Raw genomic sequence first — 18,096 nt, forward strand, 5'->3', positions numbered from 1 at the left:
CGTCAGACAGCGTCGTGCGACAGATCCGACATCAGATCGTGGAGCGCGGATGCCCACGAGTCCTGCCTGTCCGGGAAACACCGTTCGAGTAGTTCGACCATGATGGCAGGTGCGATCGATGCCCCCGGCGACGCGCCGAGCAGCCCCGCGATCGTTCCGCCCGCGCTCGTCACCAGTTCGGTTCCGAACATGAGCACACCGCGGCCGTGTTCATCCGGCTTGATCAGCTGTGCCCGCTGCCCGGCCTGGACGAGAGACCAATCGGTGGGATCCGCTCCCGGATAGAACCGGCGGAGCTGCGCGAACTTTCGCTTCTTCGATGAGGTGAGCTGCCCGGCGAGGTACCGCAGGAGCGTCAGGTTTCGCAGGCCTGCGGTGACCATCACGGCGGCGTTGCGCAGGCGAATCGTGCGGAACAGGTCGGACATCCGGCCGTGTCGGAGTAGACGGGTGCTGAATGTTGCGTACGGCCCGAACATCAACGACGGTGTCCCGTTCACCATGCGCCGGTCGAGGTGCGGCACGGACATCGGCGGCGCCCCGACGTCGGCCTGGCCATAGACCTTCGCGTCGTGCCGCGCGACGACCACCGGGTTGTCGGTGCGGAGGAACTGCGCTCCGACGGGGAACACGGCGTATCCCCGCACCTCGTCGACGTGTGCTTTCTGGAGCAGCGTCAGTGCGTAGCCGCCCGCGCCCACGAAGACGAACCGCGAGCGCAGATGGAAGCGTTTCCCGCTGCTCCGGTCGCGGCCGGTGATCACCCACAGTCCGTCTTCGCGGTGGTTCAGACCTGTGACCTCGTGGTGCAGGCGCACGTCGGTGCCGCGGGCTGCGATGTCGTCGACGAGCCATGTGGTCAGCGCACCGAAATCGATGTCGGTGCCGGAGTGGTGGCGTGAGGCGGCAATCGCACCGGTGTGTGTGCGGCCCTCGACCAATAGTGGGGCCCACTCGCGGATGATCTCGGAATCCTCGGTGTACTCCATCTCCGAGAACACCGGTGATGACCGCAGGGTAGTGACCCGAGTGCGCAGGTACTCGACGTCCCGCTCCCCGAAGACGACGTTCATGTGCGGTGCGGGAGTGAGGAACTCCGGCATGGGGTCGGTGGCGGCCAGGGACGCCCAGAATTGTCGGGAGAGGCGGAACCGTCGCGCGATGTCCTGCGCTGTCGTTCCATCGGTGGCATCGGGCATGTAGTTGAGTTCCGCGTATCCGGAATGTCCGGTACCCGCGTTGTTCCATGCGCCGGAACTCTCCCCGGCGATCTGGTCGAGGCGTTCGAGGAGGACGATCGAGGCGTCGGGTTCGAGGCGGGACATCATGGCACCGAGGGTGGCGGACATGATGCCGCCGCCGATCAGGACGACATCGTGGATGGTGTCGGATGTGTTGTCGCTCATGGGGAAACACTCCTTCTGTTGCTGGTGCCCCGAGCCTCCTCCGCTGGTACCGATTCGTCCAATGACAGATTCGATCCTTTATCATTCGAATATGGATCAGTTTGTCTCCGCCGAGGTGGCCGAGATGGTGCCCCTGCTCGCCGCGTTCGACGCTGCCGCGGTGGAGGGACATATCACTCACGCGGCAGCCGCGCTCAGGGTGCCGCAGTCATCATTGAGCAGGAGACTGAAGATGCTCGAGCAGATCCTCGGGGTGGCGCTGTTCCAGCCGGCCGGGCGGGGTGTCGCATTGACCGCGGCGGGTCGGGATCTGCACGAGCGCACCCACGGAGCGATCCGAGAGCTCGACGACGCGGTGAACGTCGTACGCAGCAACGCCGATCCCGAGAGCGGATCGGTCCGGTTCGGATTTCCCCTCACTCTCGGTCCGGTGAGCGTTCCCTCGCTCCTCGCCGAATTCCATGAGACCGCACCGCGTATCCGGTTCGGTCTCGTCCAGGCCCACGGCGAAGCGCTGTGCGCGATGGTCCGGGAAGGTCGTCTCGACCTCGCTGTCGTGATCCCGCCCCCGGACGATCTGCCCGTAGCCCACCTCGGAACTCAACGCATCCTCTTGTACGTCGCGCCGTCGCACCCGCTGGCGGAGCGAACGCACATCGACCTCGCCGAGCTCGCCGCCGAGCGTTTCATCGCGAACCCGCCCGTGTATCACCTGCGTCGACTGCTCGACACCTGGTGCAAGGAAGCGGGTTTCGTACCGCGCGTGGCGTTCGAGATCGGTGAGTTCGAGACAGCACGTGCCCTCGTCGCCCAGGGGTTGGGCGTTGCCCTGCTACCGGCCTCCGAGCGCAGCGCCGCCGCCGGCAGCGACATGTCCTGCGACGACCTCGTCGGGATTCCGTTGACGGGACACCGTGATCGCGACATCGGTCTGATCAGGGGGAATCACCGCCCGACACCGGCCGTTGCGCGGCTGCACGACCACATCGTGCGCAGGGCAGGCGCGTTCGTTCCCGGATGGCGGTGAGCACCGGAGACGGTCAGGCCGGCAGGTCGAGCAGATACTTGTCGAGAACGACGCGCACCTCGTCGGAGATCGGTGCCGCACCACCTTCCGGCTGCGTACCGACATCCACCGAAGTTGCGAGCGCGACGCATCTGCCGTGCTGGAACAGTGCCGAGCCGAGAATCATCGACGACGTGCCCACCTTCAACACCCCGGTGGAGATCATGACCTCGTGCGGGTAGAACACCTCGGCGAGATAGTCGATCTCGATCCGGGCGAGTACCGCGCGTTCGAAGGCCGGGCCGCCCAGCACAGAGGTGAGTTCCTCCATCACGAGGACGCGTGCCTGTTCGAAGTATCGGGCGATCGCCACGTTGTTGACATGCCCCAGTGAGTCGACGTCACCGAACAATGGGATGACTGCGCGGCGCAGTGGGTACAGCTCCTGCGACAGGCGTCGCGGATCGTGGCGCATCAGGGGACCGGCCTCTCGGGTACAGGTGCACTCGCTGATCCAACATACTCACGGCCGAATGAGGACGGCGCCGTCGATCTCGCTCAGCGGAGCTGCGCGCGCATCCACTCAGAGTCGGGATTGGTGTGCGCCCTCTCCCCGACGAACACCGTGGGCACCGTCTCGTTGCCGTCGTTGACGTCGCGCACCCGTGCCGCCGCTGCGGGATCCCGCCAGATGTTCACCCAGATCGCACGATCGGCGCGACGGAACAGGGATGCCCGCAGGCGCATGCAGAACATGCACCCGGGGCGCCAGTAGACGACGGGGGTGTTCGTGCCGGCGGCCTCGATACGGGCGGTCGCATCGTCGAGGTGACGCGGGAAGATCAGCGGGGATCCGATCCAGGCGAGGACGAACAGGGCGACCGCGATGGCGATCGAGACCGGGTCGAGAGCTCCGGTCACCACTACGACCGCAGCGACCGCAGCGATCGCCAGCGACGGCACCCAGGTTCTCCACACGAGTCACAGCGTACTGCCGTCGCCCTCGGACGAGCCGAACTCCGAGCGGGTGGGCCGTCCGCTAGCGTTGTCGATCATGGTCGTCACCGAGCGTTCACCGCGCGTTTCCTCGCGGTTGGTCCAGTCGATGCTGTTACCTGCTATGCCGACAGCCGTCGTCCTGGCGCTGCTTGCTGTGGCAGCAGTGCCCGTCCGCGACGAGCTCTATCTTGCGATCGCGCAGACATTCGAGGCGTCGTTCCTCGGGTCGGCAGCCGGGATCGTCGCCGACAAGGGACTGCTCGTCCTCGTGGCCACCGCGGGTGTACTCGCGGTGTGGTCCTGGCTCCGGGATCGACGGGCTTTCCGGACTCTCGTAGTGGCGGGAGTCGGGGTGATCGCCGCATATCTGCTCAGCGAAGTCATCAAGCTGGTGGTGACCGAACCGCGGCCCTGCCGGACATTGGGTATCGCGACCGTCCTGGAGTGCCCGGAGATCGGTGACTGGTCGTGGCCGTCGAACCATTCCGTGATCGCAGCGTCGTTTGCCACCGCGTGTGTGCTTGCCGTCCCCCGGATGCTCTGGTTCGTTGCCCCGCTTGCCGTGGTGCTCGGTCTTTCCCGTGTCGCCGTCGGCGTGCACTACGTCCACGATGTGTTTTCCGGTATGGCGTGGGGCGTCCTGGTGGTGTCGCTGGCGACGGCAACCCTTCTCCCGGTCGTGGCCCGAATCGGTGCCCGTTCGGGACCCGATCCGGTCAGGACTTCCAGTCGGCCGGCCGGACCTGGTGGCGGCTGAGGATCGAGATGCGATTGAACGAGTTCATGGCAATCGCGACCCAGATGATCGCGGAGAGCTGCTCGTCGTTCAGTGCCTTCCGCGCCTCCGCGTAGCGGCAGTCCTGTTCGTACGACGACGGAAGGTCGGTCACCAGCTCCCCGATGGTCAGCGCGGCGCGTTCCGCGTCGGTGAACAGGTCGGTGTCGCGCCATGCGGGCAGCACGGCGAGGCGCTGTGCCCGCTCGCCTGCTTTCAGTGCGTCACGAATGTGCACGTCGAGGCAATAGGCACACCCGTTGATCTGCGACACCCGGATATTGACGAGTTCGGTGAGCTTCCGGTCGAGGCCTGCTTTGCTCACGGCGTCTCGGACTGCCACCGCAACGGCCACCTGCGCGCGATATACCGGGCGGGTCTGCTTGTCGATGGAGATGCGCTCGGCGTGGTTCATGCGGGTCCTCCGGGCCGGTCCACGATGCTGTCGTAGTCGTGGTGCTTGGTCACGTACTTCGCGACGTACGGGCATACCGGCACGATGCGGCCGCCATGCGCGGCGACGTCGTCGAGCGCGAACTTCACGAGGCGGCCTGCGAGACCGGCTCCGCCGTAGTTCTCGTCCACCTCGGTGTGGACGAACACGCGCTGGGTGCCTTCACCGGCGCGGTAGTCGGTGTGCCCGATGATGGTGTCGCCGTCGTGGATCTCGTAGCGGTTGCGCTGGGGATTGTGGGAGACGGCGATATCGGCGAGGCGGGGGTCCGGGGTGTCCGTGGGCATGTCTGCATCCTTCCGGTAGTGCGGCCGGCTTCGAGCGTAGCCGCGAAGCGTCGAGGGATCGGCCGTGTGCGTGGCCCGGTCCTCAGGTGGTGCTCCTGCGTTCCTGCATTCGGTCGCGGATGGCGGTGAAGGCGCCGGCCATCACAGTGATGTCGTCGGGGGAGAGGGCGTCGAATACGGCCGAGCGTACTGCGGTGACATGCCCGGGGGCTGCGTCGGCGAGGGTCGCGGCGCCTTTGTCGGTCAATTCGGCCCACGCACCTCGCTTGTCGGATTCGCATTCGACACGTCGAACCCAGCCTGCGGTCTCCATTCGGGTGATCGCGCGGGTGATGCCGCTGCGCGTCGTGGTGCTCGCGTCGGAGAGTTCTCGCATCCGTAGTCTGCGGTCTTCCGCTTCGGAGAGTAGGACGAGGATCTCGTAATCGGCGAACGAGATGCCGGAGTCGCGCACCAACTGCTTGTCGAGGTCCTGGAAGAGCATGCGGGTGGCATCGAGGTACGAACGCCACAGCCGGTGTTCGTCGTGTGTCAGCCATTTCGTCGGTTCCATACCTCGACCCTAACAGATAGTTGACGACGCAACTATTATTTGTCATGATGATTGAGAGATCAACTAGTCCGGCAGTGGAATGCCCACCGTCGATGACCGGAGGAGGACCGATATGACCGCCACCGCGCAGGTCGACGATTCATTCGCGCAGCGACGCGACGAGATCCGTGACCGGTACCTGCTACCCGAAGGGTCACGTCCCGAGTCGTCGGCGCGCGGATTGCACCACACTGCGATTGTGAGCAGCGACGTCGAGCGCACCGTGAAGTTCTATCAGGAACTGCTCGAATTTCCCCTCGTCGAACTCATCGAGAACCGTGACTATCCCGGGTCGTCGCACTTCTTCTTCGACATCGGAAACGGAAACCTGTTGGCATTCTTCGACTTCCCCGGCCTCGGCGTCGGCCCCTATCGGGAGGTCCTCGGCGGACTGCATCACATCGCCATCAGTATGGAACTCTCCAGATGGGAGCACCTGCGCGAGAAGCTGACCGCTGCCGGCGTCGAACTCGCCGAACACAGCGAGGTCTCACTGTACTTCCAAGGCCCCGACGGCGAACGGCTCGAGCTCATCGCCGATCCGCTCGGAGAAATGTACGGCTCGATGATCCTGTAGCGCAGACTGTCCTATGAGATCCGCACCAGACCGGAAGGCCACGATCGAGATGAGCAACACGGACACCACCCCCACCGAGATCCGCTGCCAGACCGAGAACCATCGGGTCGAGGACACCCGGAACCCACGTGTCGAGATCATCACCTCGCGTGAAGTGCCCCTCGGTGGTCCACGCGCCATGCCGGTTCGGCGAACCCTGCCCCAACGACAGCGCTCACTCATCGGCGCGTGGTGCTTCGTCGACCATTACGGACCCGACGACGTCTCCGTCACCGGCGGTATGGACATCGCACCCCACCCGCACACCGGCCTGCAGACCGTGAGCTGGCTGTTCACCGGAGAGATCGAACATCGGGACAGCCACGGCGCCCATGCCATGGTGTTGCCGGGCGAGATGAACCTGATGACCGGCGGACACGGCATCTGCCACTCGGAGGTCTCGACGCCGTCGACCACCACACTCCACGGAGTCCAACTGTGGGTGGCGTTGCCCGACTCGGATCGCGACGCCCCACGTGATTTCCAGCATCATGTTCCCGAACCCGTCGATCTCGGCGGAGGCACCGGCAAGGTGTTCCTCGGCACCCTCGCCGGCAACACCTCGCCGGTACACACCTTCACACCGCTGCTCGGAGTCGAGATCGTCGTCGACCCCGACGCCACCATCACGCTCGACGTCGATCCCGAGTTCGAACACGGAGTCCTCGTCGACACCGGAGAGGTGACACTCTTCGACACCGTGCTGCAGCGGGCGGCGCTCGGCTACGTCGGCACGGGCGTACCCCGGCTCGCCCTGACCAATCTCACCGATGAACCTGCACGCCTGATCCTGCTGGGCGGCACGCCGTTCGGCGAGGAGATCGTGATGTGGTGGAATTTTCTCGGTCGCTCCCACGACGAGATCGCCGCCTACCGCGACGCCTGGCAGAGCGAATCGGACCGGTTCGGACGTGTCGAAGGCTACGTCGGCGACGTCGCACGTCTTCCCGCCCCGAGCCTGCCGAACGCCCAGATCCGCCCCCGCCGTAACCCGCCCACCGCAGATCCGAACTGCTGACCCGGAGAACCGATCATCATGAGCACCACCGTGAACGAACCGCGCCTCGATGTCCGCCGCGCCGATGACCGGCTGAAGACCAAGATCGGCTGGCTCGATTCGAAGCATTCCTTCTCCTTCGGTCACCACTACGACCCCGCGAACACCCACCACGGTGTGCTGATGGTGAACAACGACGACATCGTCTCCCCAGGCCAGGGCTTCGACACACATCCCCATCAGGACATGGAGATCGTCACCTGGGTACTGCAGGGTTCCCTCGTCCACCAGGATTCGACCGGCCACTCCGGCGTCATCTACCCGGGTCTGGCCCAGCGCATGACCGCAGGCTCCGGCATCCTGCACTCGGAGAAGAACGACTCGTGGCGCTTCGACGGTGCCACCGGTCTGCACGCCGAGCAGCACGACACCCCCGTGCACTTCGTCCAGATGTGGGTGCTGCCCGATGAGGCCGGAGTGGCCCCGGGCTACGAGCAGCTCGAGATCGACCACGAATTGCTTTCGGGCGGGCTCGTTCCCGTTGCCTCCGGAATGAAGAACCACGCCGACCACGCGGCGATCCGCATCCGGAATCAGTACACAGCGCTGCATGTGTCGCGGATGCGGCCCGGCCGCCCGGTCTCCCTGCCGGATGCGCCCTACCTGCACGTGTTCGTCGCGCGGGGCAGCGTTGCGCTCGAAGGAGTCGGACTGCTCGCCGAAGGCGACGCGGTGCGAATCAGCGGAGGCGGTGGCCAGCAGCTCACCGCCGACTCCGGAGCCGAGGTCCTCGTGTGGGAGATGCACGCCTCCGTCGGCGGCTGACCCGGTCGGCGCCGCCGTAGGCTGACGACAGTGGACGAAGTACCTGACACTTCCTGATAACTATCCGAACCCGTGCGCATCGAAGAGGCCGCCGAATACCTGAACATGTCAGTCGTGGGGGTACGTAAGGCAGCATCGGAAGGCCGGTTACCCTCTCGCCGCACAGGTTCCGGTCAACGCATTTTCGAGCAAGCAGACCTCGACGTGTATCTCGGCCGGCCCGCAACAGTGAAGACGCCGCCGGCCAGGATCGAAGCGTTCTACTGCCGTGTGTCGGGCTCGACAGGACAGGAATCGTCGCTCACCAACCAAGAGACGATGCTGCGCGAGAGCGCCACCGGTGCCGTGTACCGGGTGTACAAGGACCGTGGATCTGGGCTGCGGGAGACGCGGGCCGGATTGGATCGGCTACTCGACGATGCCGCCAGCGGGCATTTCACGGTGGTACGGGTGGTGTGGCGGGATCGACTGGCGCGGTTCGGGGTGGTGTGGATCGAACGGTACCTGTCGGTGGTCGGAGTTACCGTCGAGGTGCTGCGTGAGCAGGGCGAGATATCGCTGGCGGAGGAACTGATGGACGACTTCATGGCACTGCTGGCGTCGTTTTCGGGTCGGTTCTACCGGTTGCGGTCGAAGCAGAATCAACGCCGACTTCTCGAGGATGCGGGGGCACGGTTCGGCAGCGATGAGCAATGACCGACCTCACCGACCGCCGTCAGTTCGCGTTCACCACCCGACCGTATCTCGCGGTCGACACCGCCACCGGCGACCCGATCGGACTCGACGACCTCGACATCCGCATCCGGTGGCTGCTCGACCTGATCACCGCCGCCGAAACCGGCCTGCTCACCCGGCTGTGGCACCCCGCCACCTTCGATGTGCTTGCCGCCGGCCGAGACAGCCAGGGCCGGGCCCTGCCGAAACACGGACACGTCGCGGCCGCCCGCCTCGGCTGGACCCCCAGCTACCCCGACGGGTGCTACATACCGTCGCGGGTCACGCGGGTGGTCACCGCCCACGCTACCGCGACACTGCGGGCCTTGACCTACCGCGATACTGCGATCGCGTCGCTCTCAGCCCGGTTCGATCCGGCCACCGGACATATCGCCCCGCCGGCGGGCGGGGAGGTGTATGTGCCGTCCGCGTTCGCCCGCGGTGTGCGACGGCAGTTGGTCGCGTGTGCCGGCCGGGTCGACGACACGGCCTCGGGTGCAAAGATTTCAGGCCCTGCAACCACGGGCGCGGCGACCCCAGACGATGTCACCTCAGGCGCTGCGACCTCGGACGCAGCGCAGCCCGAACGGCTGCGGATCACCGACATCCAGACCCCACCACAGGTCAGCGCCATGGCCCGCCTCGCCGCCGCCGACAAACAACTCGCGGAGCTCACCGTCACCGGCAACACGATGGTGTTGACGGTGAAACTGCCCACCGCAGCCGTCCCCACCGGGCGAGCGCAGTGGAGGGCGGTCCGGTTGACCGCCGTGCTCCCGCCGCACCTGCATGGCCGGGCGGTCACCGCCTGGCATCTACCGACCCTGCTCCTCGACGGGCGGGGACTGCTGCTGCAGTGCGCGGCCACCGAAGCCGTCCCCACCAGCGAACTGAGTACCGCGACCGTGGCGGTGGGAGTGGACTGGTCCCCGTCGACCCTCGGTGCCGCGGCCATCGCCTCCGAAAGTCCCGAGGGATTGGTATCGGATTTTCAGGGTTACACCTACGACGACCGCGGCCTCGGCATCAAACTCGCCCGGTTGCAACAGGAAGGGCAACAGCTGCACCGCAAATCGGCTCGGCTGCGCCGGCTCGCTGAGAACGCACCGCCGAAGCTCCGGATGGAGCTGGACGCGAAGATCGCGGTCCTCGACGCGAACCGCACCGCCATCGGTGCCAAACGCGGCAAGATCAACCGGGAACTCGCGTTCCATTTCGCCCGTCAAGTCACCGACTACGCCACCGCCGCCGACGCGACGGTGATCGCCGTCGAGGACCTGTCGGCCCTCGAACCGCGTGGGCGTGGCCGGGTGAACAATAATCGGGCGGCGCAGTCCGCACGCCGCAAAGCTGCCGATGCGCTGGCCCATACCGCCGCGGGGGTGGGTGTGGCGGTGGTGACGGTACCGGCGCGGGGATCGTCGGCCTTGTGTCCGGGGTGTGACGCGCCACTGTCCCGCCCGGGTGGCTATCACGATGCGTGGTGTGAGTCCTGCCGCCTCGGTGGGAATCGTGATCATGTGGCGGGGGTGAACCTCGCCAAACGCGCTCTCCTCGGCCGGGGTGCTGCGGTCCGCACTCGTGCTGGGGGTGTGGAGATCCGGTCCACTGTGCATGCGCCGGTGCGTAAGTGTCGGGACAAGACCGGCCCGACCCCGGCGAGGCCGCGGCATCGGCGGGTCCGCCGTAGTGTTCCCGGATCGACCTCCGCTGAGGGGGTGAACAAGTCGAAGTCTGTTCCTGCACTTCAAGCGTCGGTGTGGGACACGGTCGAGCCTGCGGCATCGCGAGATGTCTCGGGTAGCCGTGAGGAACGTGGATCTGGACCGCCTGGCACGTAGGTGGCAGGAAGTATCAGGTTTACGCAGACGCTCGGGTCGTGGATTCTTCACCGACCGACCTCTCTGCCACCGCGACAGCGCTGCTCCGCGACGGCGGCCCGCACACCCTGCCGGCGCTCGCCGCCGCGCTCGCCGCCCAGGGTTTCCGCGACCCCGCGCAGATCGAGGCCGCGATCGAACTCGGTGATGCCCTCGTAGACCCCGTGATCACCGAGCTGCGCGACGGGCGCTTCATCGCACTCGACGCAGCGCTCGAGGGGCGCGTCTTCACCCATCGGCTCACCGCGGAAGAGATCGAGGCGAATGCCCTCGAGATGTTCGACGTGTTGCTACCAGCCCTGATTGTGCCGAACGACCCACCGATCAGCGTGGGTGTTCCCGGATTCCACGACGAGATTCTCGCTTCTCGTTCACTGTCCGGCAAGGGCTGGGCGAAATTCGGCGTGGTGGTCCTGCCCGAGGGTTTCCTGGCGTCGCGCAGGGTCGGCGACCTCGTCGCACTCACTGTCCGAAACGGAGAGGTCACCGTCGACCATGTCGGAGACGAACCGGCACCGGGCACGCTCGGCGAGTGGATCTCGGCGATGTCGGAGCGCGAATCCGATCTCTACATCGAACTGGATCTGCTCGAAGCGCTCGTCGCCGACCCGCAGCTGGCTCGCGACACGTGCACACCGCTGAGCGACCAACTCGCGGACGCAGGATTCGAACGTGCGGGCAACAAGCTGATCCGGACGGGTACCGTACCCGCTGCCGGTCCGGTCGAACAGGAAAGCGCCGCATCCGAGTGGTTCGGCAAGGCGTTCGGTCTGGACGCCGACTCTGCGCGCGCCGCCACGCGTTTCCTGGCACTCCTGACGTCGTGGTCACTCGAGGAAGACGACGTCGAGTTCTCGCTCGATGCCTACCTGGAGGAGTGCTTCGACGATCCCGAGACACTGACACCACTCGCGGACCCTGCTGTCGCACAATTGGTGTCGGACGAGGCCCTGTTCCGGCTCGGTATCGAACCGCATGTGATGGTGCAGGCCACCGAACAGCTGCTCCGCCGCGGACCCCGCACCACCAGGGCGGGCGCACACTGGATGATCGGACGAGCCGAACTGGCACGTGACGACGCGCCGGAGGCCGAACGGCGCTACCGGCTCGCAACCTCGGAGGATCCCGGCTTCTCACCGGCGCTGAACGATCTCGCGACCTTCGCAGCGATGCGAGGCGATACGACCGCGGGTCTGCTGTTGCTCGAACGCGCCGAGGCCGGAACGCAGCACCCGATGTATCCGTTCCTGCAGCATTTCAAGCCGGCCGAGCATCCGGAACTGGGCCGCAACGACCGCTGCTGGTGCGGTTCCGCCCGCAAGTACAAGGTGTGCCACCTCGGTAAGAGCGACGCCTCGCTCGAGCACTGCGCCGTGTGGTTGTACGCGAAGGCAGGTCTGATCATCGACCAACCGCGCTGGCAACGGCTCTTCGCCGAGGTCGACCAGGCCCACCACGACGTGCGGGTGGTGTCGGACGTCGTACTGTTCGACGGGGGAGCGTTCGACCATTTCGTCGAGCACTGGGCCACACTGCTTCCCGCCGACGAACGCGACCTCGCACAGCGGTGGCACGGTGCGCCGCTCGTCATGGGTGTACTCGACGAGGTGCGTCCCGTCGACGGATTCACCGTTCGCGACGTGCACAGCGGAGAGAGCATACGGGTGATGGACCGGACTGTGGGTGACGACGTGAGCGTCGGTGCGACCGTCGTCGTCCGGCCACTCCCGGTCGGCGACGAGTGGCACAACTACATCGGTGTCCACCCGGTCGCCGACGGTCGTCACGAGGAGATGCGTGCACTCCTCGACGCACCGGAGCTGTCCCTGCAGGCCCTCGGGCATGTGCTCGGGGACAGCGACCGGTGACGTCGAAGGAGCCTCAGGCGGCGTCGTGCTCCGAGGGGAGCAACCGTGCCAGAACGTCGGTGAGGGTGATCAGCCCGACCACCTGACCATCGTCGGTCACCGTCGCGAGATGATTCCTGGTCTCGCGCATCGTGCCCAGCGCCTCGTACACCGGAATCGCCGCGTCGAGAGTGAGCGCAGGCCGCATCAGATCTCGGGCCGTCACGCCGTCGCCTGCCTGCAGGCTGTCGCGCACATGGACGACGCCGTCGATGCGTCCGTTGCCGCGCACCAGGAGTCGCAGGTGCCCTGTCCGGCGGACCATGTCCTGGATCTCCGCAGCGGTTGCCTCGGGCCGCACACTGCTCGGACGTGCCTTGGGAGTGACGATGTCGCCCACGGTGAGCGCCTCGAGTTCGAGTGCACTGCTCAGATGACCGTGGTACCGCTCGTCGAGTGTCCCGACGGTGGCGGAATGCTCGACGAGGTGACGCAACGCATCGGGATCCTGACCCGATGCGACCTGATCCACCGCTTCCACTCCGACCTTGCGCAGAATCCAGTTCGCCATGTGGTTGAGCCGCACGATGACCGGACGGGTGCACCACATGAAGGCGCGCATCGGAAGAGCGAGCAGTGTCGCCGACTTCTCCGGATGGGCGATGGCCCACGACTTGGGCGCCATCTCACCGACGACGAGGTGCAGGAACGTGACGATGATCAACGCCAACACGAATCCGGCGACGTCGGCCAACCACAACGGCGCACCCCAACTCTCGAACACCGGTGTGAGCCAATGGTGGACCGCAGGCTTGGTGATCGCACCGAGCGCCAGCGTGCACACCGTGATGCCGAGCTGCGACCCTGCAAGCAACACCGACAGTTCCGACGCGCTGCGCAATGCAGCACGAGCCGAACGACTTTCCGGCGCAGCATCTTCGAGCCGGTGACGCCGCGCGGCGATCAAGGCGAATTCGACTGCGACGAAGAATGCGCTCGCCGCGATCAGCATCACGGTCGCGACTGCAACCACCCAGGGGTTACTCATGGCCCTTCACCTCGTCGTCCTTCACTTCGTCGTCGCCGCGCAGTGTCGCGAACACCGAGGACGGAACGTGCTTGTCGACTGCCCGAACCTCGACGACGAGGTGCTTCGAACGGGGGGCCGACTCGCGCACGAGATCGGCCGGATCGGGATCGACGGCAATGGTGACCGTGTCGCCCACCTCGGGGAGCCCGCCGAACTCAGCGATCACCAGGCCCGCGAGAGTTTCGTAGTCGCCCTCGGGAAGCTCGGCATCGAGCGTGCGGATCACCTCGTCGAGGTGTACGTCGCCGCGAATGAGCCAACCGTCGCCGGATCGGGTGATCACCTGGGTCTCGAGTGCGGGGTCGTGTTCGTCCGCGATCTCACCGACCAGTTCCTCGGCAATGTCCTCGACGGTGACAACTCCGGCGAATCCGCCGTATTCGTCGATCACCAGCGCCATCTCCTCGCCTTCGGCGTTCAGCTGCGCCAGCACCTCGGGTAGCGACAAAGTCGTCGGCACGATCACCGCGGGCCGGCACACGTCGCCGACGGTGCCCGTCGGATTCTCGATCCCCAGCAGGTCGTGCAGATGCACGACGCCCCGAACATCGTCGGACGATGTGCCGGCAACCGGGTAGCGGGTATGACCGGTGCCCATCTTCTCCAGGACGCTGGCAACGGGTTCGTCGATGTCGACGAAGTCCACGCGCGCCCGGGGGATCATGGCGTGCTCGGCGGTGCGGGTCGGGAAATCGAGGATCCGGTCGAGTAGCTTCGACAGCTCGGGATGCAGCTCACCGGTGTCGCGGGATTCCGCAACGATGTGTTCGAGGTCGCGGGGGGTCGCCGAATGCTCCACATCGTGGACCGGCTCGATCCGCAACGCCTTCAGCAGCAGGTTCGACGAGGCGTCGAACAGACGGATCAGCCACCCGAAGATCTTCAGATACACCGTCGTGGACAGCGCGAGCCACCGGGCGACCGGTTCGGGCCGGGCGATCGCGAGGTTCTTCGGGACAAGCTCACCGAACACCATCTGGACCACGGTGGAGAACAACACCGCCAGAACGGTGCCGACAGCGACTCCGACGGCGGTGGGTACACCCACGCCTCCGAGCGCCACGCCGAGACCGCTACCGATCAGAGGTTCGGCGACGTAGCCGACGAGCAGGCCTGTGACCGTGATGCCGAGCTGTGCGCCGGAGAGCATGAAGGAGGTGCGGCGTGTGACCGACAGGACGCGTGAAGCTGATTTGTCTCCGCTTTCGGCGCGGGCCTTCATCCGCGAGCGGTCGACCGCCATGTAGGCGAATTCCTGGGCCACGAAGTAACCGGTCAGAGCGGTGATGGCCAGGACGACGAAGATTCCGAAGGCGATGCCGAGCGCGGTCAGCATCCGGGATTCCGGCTTCCGGGAACGAAGCGGGGTTCAGGGACGGGGTGGTCGTCGACGGACGGGGCGGGTCTTCGCGGTTTGCGCTTGGCGCGTCTCATGGTTCTCTCTGTGTGTAATCGCGGACAGATACCCACCCAGGATAAGGGGACATACCTGGGTGAGGAGGACCGACGCCCTCGGGTCGGTGTGCTTCTCGCACCGGTGCAGCGCCGTCGTGAGATCGGCGGGCCCTCGATGAACGCCGGGTGACGGTGTGAAGAACCCTCGGGTGCAGCGTGTCGTCAGCGAATGAGCATCGAATTGGTGGATTGTTTCGGTTTGTCCGATGTGTCGAATCCCGCCGGTGTGAAAGCTGCTCGGTGGTGTGTAATTTCGCTTCTTCTCGACATTGTCCGAGATCAATGTCGAGGTGGGGCGGAATCCTGCCCCGAATGGGCCGTACTTCGCAGGATTGGGCGTCTCAGCTGGGGAAATGGAGATTGTTTCGCGGTTGTGATCGATTCGTGATTTGCTCCGTACGAGTTGTATGTGATGTGGAACTCAGTCGCCTGGCGCTGCGAGATTCGAATTTTCTGGTAACAATTGATTTGCGTTCGTTACCGCGATCGCACCGCTGTTGATTCTCCACAGATGGGATTTACACCATGCTCGCTGATCTGGCCGAATTCTTCGTCAACGCTGCCGACCTCTTCGGTGCACTCGACTTCTTCAGCGGTTCCGCTGAGGGAATCAGCAGCGCCAACCAGTAAGGCTGTCGACGAGCGGACCCGCAGGCTACTGCCTGCGGGTCCGCGGCGTTTCCCAGCTCCGAGCCGGGCGCATGCCGCCTATCGTGGGTGTCATGGCAATCGCAACGGCTGACCACGTCTCACGCGAGGACTTGCTCGAGTTCCTCCGACCCCGTCACCGCGGAGTGCTGATCGCGTGGCGAGAATCCGGCGCGCCACAGGTCTCGCCCGTCACCCTCGGCGTGGACGACGATGGCAGAGTCGTCATCGCGACCTACCCGCAGCGGGCCAAGTCGGTGAATCTGCGCCGCAACCCACGCGCGACCGTGTGCGTCCTGTCCGACGAGTTCAATGGTGCGTACGTGCAGGTCGACGGCACCGCTGAGGTGCTCGACATGCCCGACGCGGTCGAACCGCTGGTGGACTACTTCCGATGCATCTCCGGTGAGCACCCGAACTGGGATGAATACCGCGATGCGATGCGCGCGCAGAACAAGTCGCTCATCCGAATCACCATCGATTCGTGGGGTCCTGTCGCAACCGGTGGATTCCCGCCGGAGCTGAGACGCTGACAGCGCACTCGCACCGACACTCACGACTGGGTCGACACTCCCATCTAGTATGGCGGAATGGTGCTTCGGACTGTCGACGTCGGGGAACGCAGAGCACGCCTTGCGGCCCGCCACCGCATTGCCCCGGCCCATCGTGCGCCCGACCCGGTCGAGGCCGCAAAGAGCATGGTGTGCCTGCACGGCACCGACCCGGCCACCGTGTACCTCTCGGCGTGGGCGCGTGTCGCCGATCTCTCCGTGGCCGAACTCGACGACGCGCTCTACGTGGACAGATCCCTGGTCAAGCACCTCGCGATGCGTCGCACCGTCTTCGTGTTTCCGCGCGCGGCGCTCCCGGCGGCACAGGCCGGCGCAAGCAACCGGGTCGCGCAGGCCCAGCGCCGCAGCGTGATCAAAGACATCGAACGCGCTGAATTGCATGAGGACGGCGCGCGTTGGCTCGATGAGGCCACCACGAAGGTACTCCATGCCCTGGCCGGAGGCCGGGAAGCAACCTCGTCCGAATTACGTTCCGAAATACCGATTCTCGACGCATCGACCGACTACGGCATCGGGAAATCATGGGGAGGGAAGGTTCCGTTCGCGCCGCGCGTGATGACCGTTCTGTCCGCATCGGGCCACGTGGTCCGCGCCTCCAACAACGGGCACTGGCGAATCTCGCGTCCGAACTGGGCGCGCACCGGGGCGTGGCTGGGGGAGGAGATCGAACCGCGTAGCGAATCGGAAGGGCTTCGCGAACTCGTCGAGATGTGGCTACGCGCATTCGGTCCCGGCACCGAAGCCGACATCAAGTGGTGGCTCGGCTCGACAGTGAAAGGCGTGCGGGCGGCACTGGCCGACCTGGCGGCAGTGGAGGTGGATCTCGACGGGCGTACGGGATATCTCCTTCCCGAGGACGTAGACCCTGCTCCACCCGTCGAGCCGTGGGGTGCCCTGTTGCCGTCGCTCGATCCCACGACGATGGGCTGGTTCGAACGCGACTGGTATCTCGGTCCGTACAAGCAACAACTCTTCGACACCAGCGGAAACGCCGGGCCGACCGCGTGGTGGGACGGCAGGATCGTCGGCACCTGGTGGCAGACCGACGACGGTGCCGTCCGCCTCTACATGCTCGAAGACGCGGGGGCCGACGCAGAAGCCTTTCTTTCCGATGAGGCAGCTCGGCTCGACGAATGGCTCGGCGGGGTGAGGGTGATGCCCAGATTCCCCTCGCCGCTCGCCAAATCTCTAGCGGCGCAGTAGTTCAAGAATTTCGCACCGCGGGTCGGTCGGGATGGTCGAAGCGCACGACGATGTCGGCATCGACGTCGGAGTCGTGCGCGAGCAACGGTGCGATGGTCCAGTGTTCGTCATCGGCGGTCAGCCGCACGAGTGCGCCCTCCGACATCCTCAGCTGAACGGTCGTATCGAACGCGAGCCCGCGACCGAGGAGCATCGGACCTGCCACGAGCACCACGTGGTTGCCTGCAGCGTCGACCCGGCGAACACGCGCGGACCGGTCGGTGGTCTCGTCCCACAGTCGCGGCAGAAAGCGGTGCTGCTCCTTCAGCGACGAGACCACCTCGCGGTCCAGTGCGTCGTAGTCGAACCAGCTCGACCGGTAACTCTCTTGGTCGGCGTGCCCGTGTTCGAGACGCAGCGATGCCTGCCGCACGAAGTCGTGCAGAGACACGGCGTGTGCGGGACGTCCTGAGGTCCGCAGATGCTCGACCACCCGGTTCGCCAGACCCATCGGATCGGCGGCGTCGGCGGCCGAGATTGCCACGGCGACCCGGCCCGGTTGTGCGCGCACACGCTCGGCGAGCAGCTCGGCCAGCGCAGTCGGAGAGATCGGTGTGAACGACGCCATCCGACCAGGTTAGCGTCGGCGGTATCTCGACCGAACTCGCGTTCGTACCAGCGGTAGTCGAGGACATTGCCGTCGAACGTCACCACAACCCGATCACCGTCCGGATGCGGGCTACGCGATCAG

At 65.7% G+C, this 18,096-nt stretch carries 19 protein-coding genes; 10 read left to right on the forward strand and 9 right to left on the reverse strand.

Going from position 1 to position 18,096, the window contains the following annotated elements:
- Positions 1-2 precede the first annotated feature (2 nt).
- Positions 3-1,406 carry a malate dehydrogenase (quinone) gene (gene mqo, locus ACFWCF_RS04905; protein ID WP_378557899.1) on the reverse strand — a complete coding sequence of 468 codons (1,404 nt, stop codon included), beginning with the start codon at positions 1,404-1,406 and terminating at the stop codon, positions 3-5.
- A 91-nt stretch (positions 1,407-1,497) separates the two neighbouring features.
- Here mqo and ACFWCF_RS04910 point away from each other — a divergent pair, with 91 nt between their 5' ends.
- Positions 1,498-2,433: a LysR substrate-binding domain-containing protein gene (locus tag ACFWCF_RS04910; RefSeq protein ID WP_378557902.1), complete on the forward strand. Its 936-nt coding sequence runs from the start codon at positions 1,498-1,500 to the stop codon at positions 2,431-2,433.
- Positions 2,434-2,446: 13 nt separating this feature from the next.
- Here ACFWCF_RS04910 and ACFWCF_RS04915 read toward each other — a convergent pair whose 3' ends face one another.
- Both ACFWCF_RS04915 and ACFWCF_RS04920 read right to left on the reverse strand, forming a co-directional pair.
- Positions 2,447-2,887 (reverse strand): acyl-CoA thioesterase, encoded by a 441-nt coding sequence (locus ACFWCF_RS04915; RefSeq protein ID WP_378557905.1) that lies wholly within the window; start codon positions 2,885-2,887, stop codon positions 2,447-2,449.
- Positions 2,888-2,970: 83 nt separating this feature from the next.
- Positions 2,971-3,390, reverse strand: a complete 420-nt coding sequence (locus ACFWCF_RS04920) for a glutaredoxin domain-containing protein (protein WP_378557908.1) — start codon at positions 3,388-3,390, stop codon at positions 2,971-2,973.
- A 127-nt stretch (positions 3,391-3,517) separates the two neighbouring features.
- Here ACFWCF_RS04920 and ACFWCF_RS04925 point away from each other — a divergent pair, with 127 nt between their 5' ends.
- Positions 3,518-4,168: a phosphatase PAP2 family protein gene (locus tag ACFWCF_RS04925; RefSeq protein WP_378557911.1), complete on the forward strand. Its 651-nt coding sequence runs from the start codon at positions 3,518-3,520 to the stop codon at positions 4,166-4,168.
- Here the strand turns inward: ACFWCF_RS04925 and ACFWCF_RS04930 are convergent.
- The 3 genes from ACFWCF_RS04930 to ACFWCF_RS04940 form a co-directional block, all read right to left on the reverse strand.
- A complete protein-coding gene (locus ACFWCF_RS04930; protein WP_378493071.1) occupies positions 4,128-4,601 on the reverse strand; it encodes a carboxymuconolactone decarboxylase family protein in 474 nt (157 codons plus the stop codon). The genes ACFWCF_RS04925 and ACFWCF_RS04930 overlap by 41 nt on opposite strands.
- Positions 4,598-4,927 (reverse strand): GNAT family N-acetyltransferase, encoded by a 330-nt coding sequence (locus ACFWCF_RS04935; RefSeq protein WP_378557914.1) that lies wholly within the window; start codon positions 4,925-4,927, stop codon positions 4,598-4,600. The genes ACFWCF_RS04930 and ACFWCF_RS04935 overlap by 4 nt, the downstream gene beginning before the upstream one ends.
- 82 nt (positions 4,928-5,009) lie before the next feature.
- Complete coding sequence (locus tag ACFWCF_RS04940) at positions 5,010-5,480, reverse strand: MarR family winged helix-turn-helix transcriptional regulator (RefSeq protein ID WP_378557917.1); 471 nt, start codon at positions 5,478-5,480, stop codon at positions 5,010-5,012.
- 79 nt (positions 5,481-5,559) lie between these two features.
- Here ACFWCF_RS04940 and ACFWCF_RS04945 point away from each other — a divergent pair, with 79 nt between their 5' ends.
- The 6 genes from ACFWCF_RS04945 to ACFWCF_RS04970 all read left to right on the forward strand — a co-directional run bounded on the left by ACFWCF_RS04945 (position 5,560) and on the right by ACFWCF_RS04970 (position 12,419).
- Complete coding sequence (locus tag ACFWCF_RS04945; protein ID WP_378557920.1) at positions 5,560-6,096, forward strand: VOC family protein; 537 nt, start codon at positions 5,560-5,562, stop codon at positions 6,094-6,096.
- Positions 6,097-6,145: 49 nt separating this feature from the next.
- Positions 6,146-7,153, forward strand: coding sequence for a pirin family protein (locus ACFWCF_RS04950; protein WP_378557923.1), 1,008 nt, complete (start codon positions 6,146-6,148; stop codon positions 7,151-7,153).
- An 18-nt stretch (positions 7,154-7,171) separates the two neighbouring features.
- Positions 7,172-7,957, forward strand: a complete 786-nt coding sequence (locus ACFWCF_RS04955) for a pirin family protein (protein ID WP_378557926.1) — start codon at positions 7,172-7,174, stop codon at positions 7,955-7,957.
- A 72-nt stretch (positions 7,958-8,029) separates the two neighbouring features.
- Complete coding sequence (locus tag ACFWCF_RS04960) at positions 8,030-8,653, forward strand: IS607 family transposase (RefSeq protein ID WP_378557929.1); 624 nt, start codon at positions 8,030-8,032, stop codon at positions 8,651-8,653.
- A complete protein-coding gene (locus ACFWCF_RS04965) occupies positions 8,650-10,512 on the forward strand; it encodes a zinc ribbon domain-containing protein (RefSeq protein WP_378557932.1) in 1,863 nt (620 codons plus the stop codon). The genes ACFWCF_RS04960 and ACFWCF_RS04965 overlap by 4 nt, the downstream gene beginning before the upstream one ends.
- 38 nt (positions 10,513-10,550) lie before the next feature.
- On the forward strand, positions 10,551-12,419 hold the full coding sequence (locus ACFWCF_RS04970; protein ID WP_378557935.1) for an SEC-C metal-binding domain-containing protein: 1,869 nt from the start codon (positions 10,551-10,553) through the stop codon (positions 12,417-12,419).
- Positions 12,420-12,432: 13 nt separating this feature from the next.
- On the opposite strand, the gene ACFWCF_RS04975 is transcribed toward ACFWCF_RS04970, so the two are convergent.
- Positions 12,433-13,446: a hemolysin family protein gene (locus ACFWCF_RS04975; RefSeq protein ID WP_378557938.1), complete on the reverse strand. Its 1,014-nt coding sequence runs from the start codon at positions 13,444-13,446 to the stop codon at positions 12,433-12,435.
- Positions 13,439-14,824, reverse strand: coding sequence for a hemolysin family protein (locus tag ACFWCF_RS04980; RefSeq protein WP_378557941.1), 1,386 nt, complete (start codon positions 14,822-14,824; stop codon positions 13,439-13,441). Before ACFWCF_RS04980 ends, ACFWCF_RS04975 begins: the two co-directional genes overlap by 8 nt.
- Before the next feature lie 841 nt (positions 14,825-15,665).
- Between ACFWCF_RS04980 and ACFWCF_RS04985 the strand changes: the two genes are divergently transcribed.
- Both ACFWCF_RS04985 and ACFWCF_RS04990 read left to right on the forward strand, forming a co-directional pair.
- The gene (locus tag ACFWCF_RS04985; RefSeq protein WP_378493163.1) at positions 15,666-16,124 is read left to right on the forward strand and encodes a PPOX class F420-dependent oxidoreductase; all 459 of its coding nucleotides are present in this window, start codon (positions 15,666-15,668) and stop codon (positions 16,122-16,124) included.
- A gap of 57 nt (positions 16,125-16,181) precedes the next feature.
- Positions 16,182-17,366: a winged helix DNA-binding domain-containing protein gene (locus tag ACFWCF_RS04990; RefSeq protein ID WP_378557944.1), complete on the forward strand. Its 1,185-nt coding sequence runs from the start codon at positions 16,182-16,184 to the stop codon at positions 17,364-17,366.
- A gap of 1 nt (position 17,367) precedes the next feature.
- Here the strand turns inward: ACFWCF_RS04990 and ACFWCF_RS04995 are convergent, their stop codons facing one another.
- On the reverse strand, positions 17,368-17,973 hold the full coding sequence (locus ACFWCF_RS04995; protein ID WP_378557947.1) for a uridine kinase: 606 nt from the start codon (positions 17,971-17,973) through the stop codon (positions 17,368-17,370).
- Positions 17,974-18,096 lie beyond the last annotated feature (123 nt).

It is taken from the genome of Rhodococcus sp. NPDC060090, from assembly GCF_042729855.1.
In the GTDB taxonomy this organism is placed as follows: Bacteria; Actinomycetota; Actinomycetes; order Mycobacteriales; family Mycobacteriaceae; genus Rhodococcus.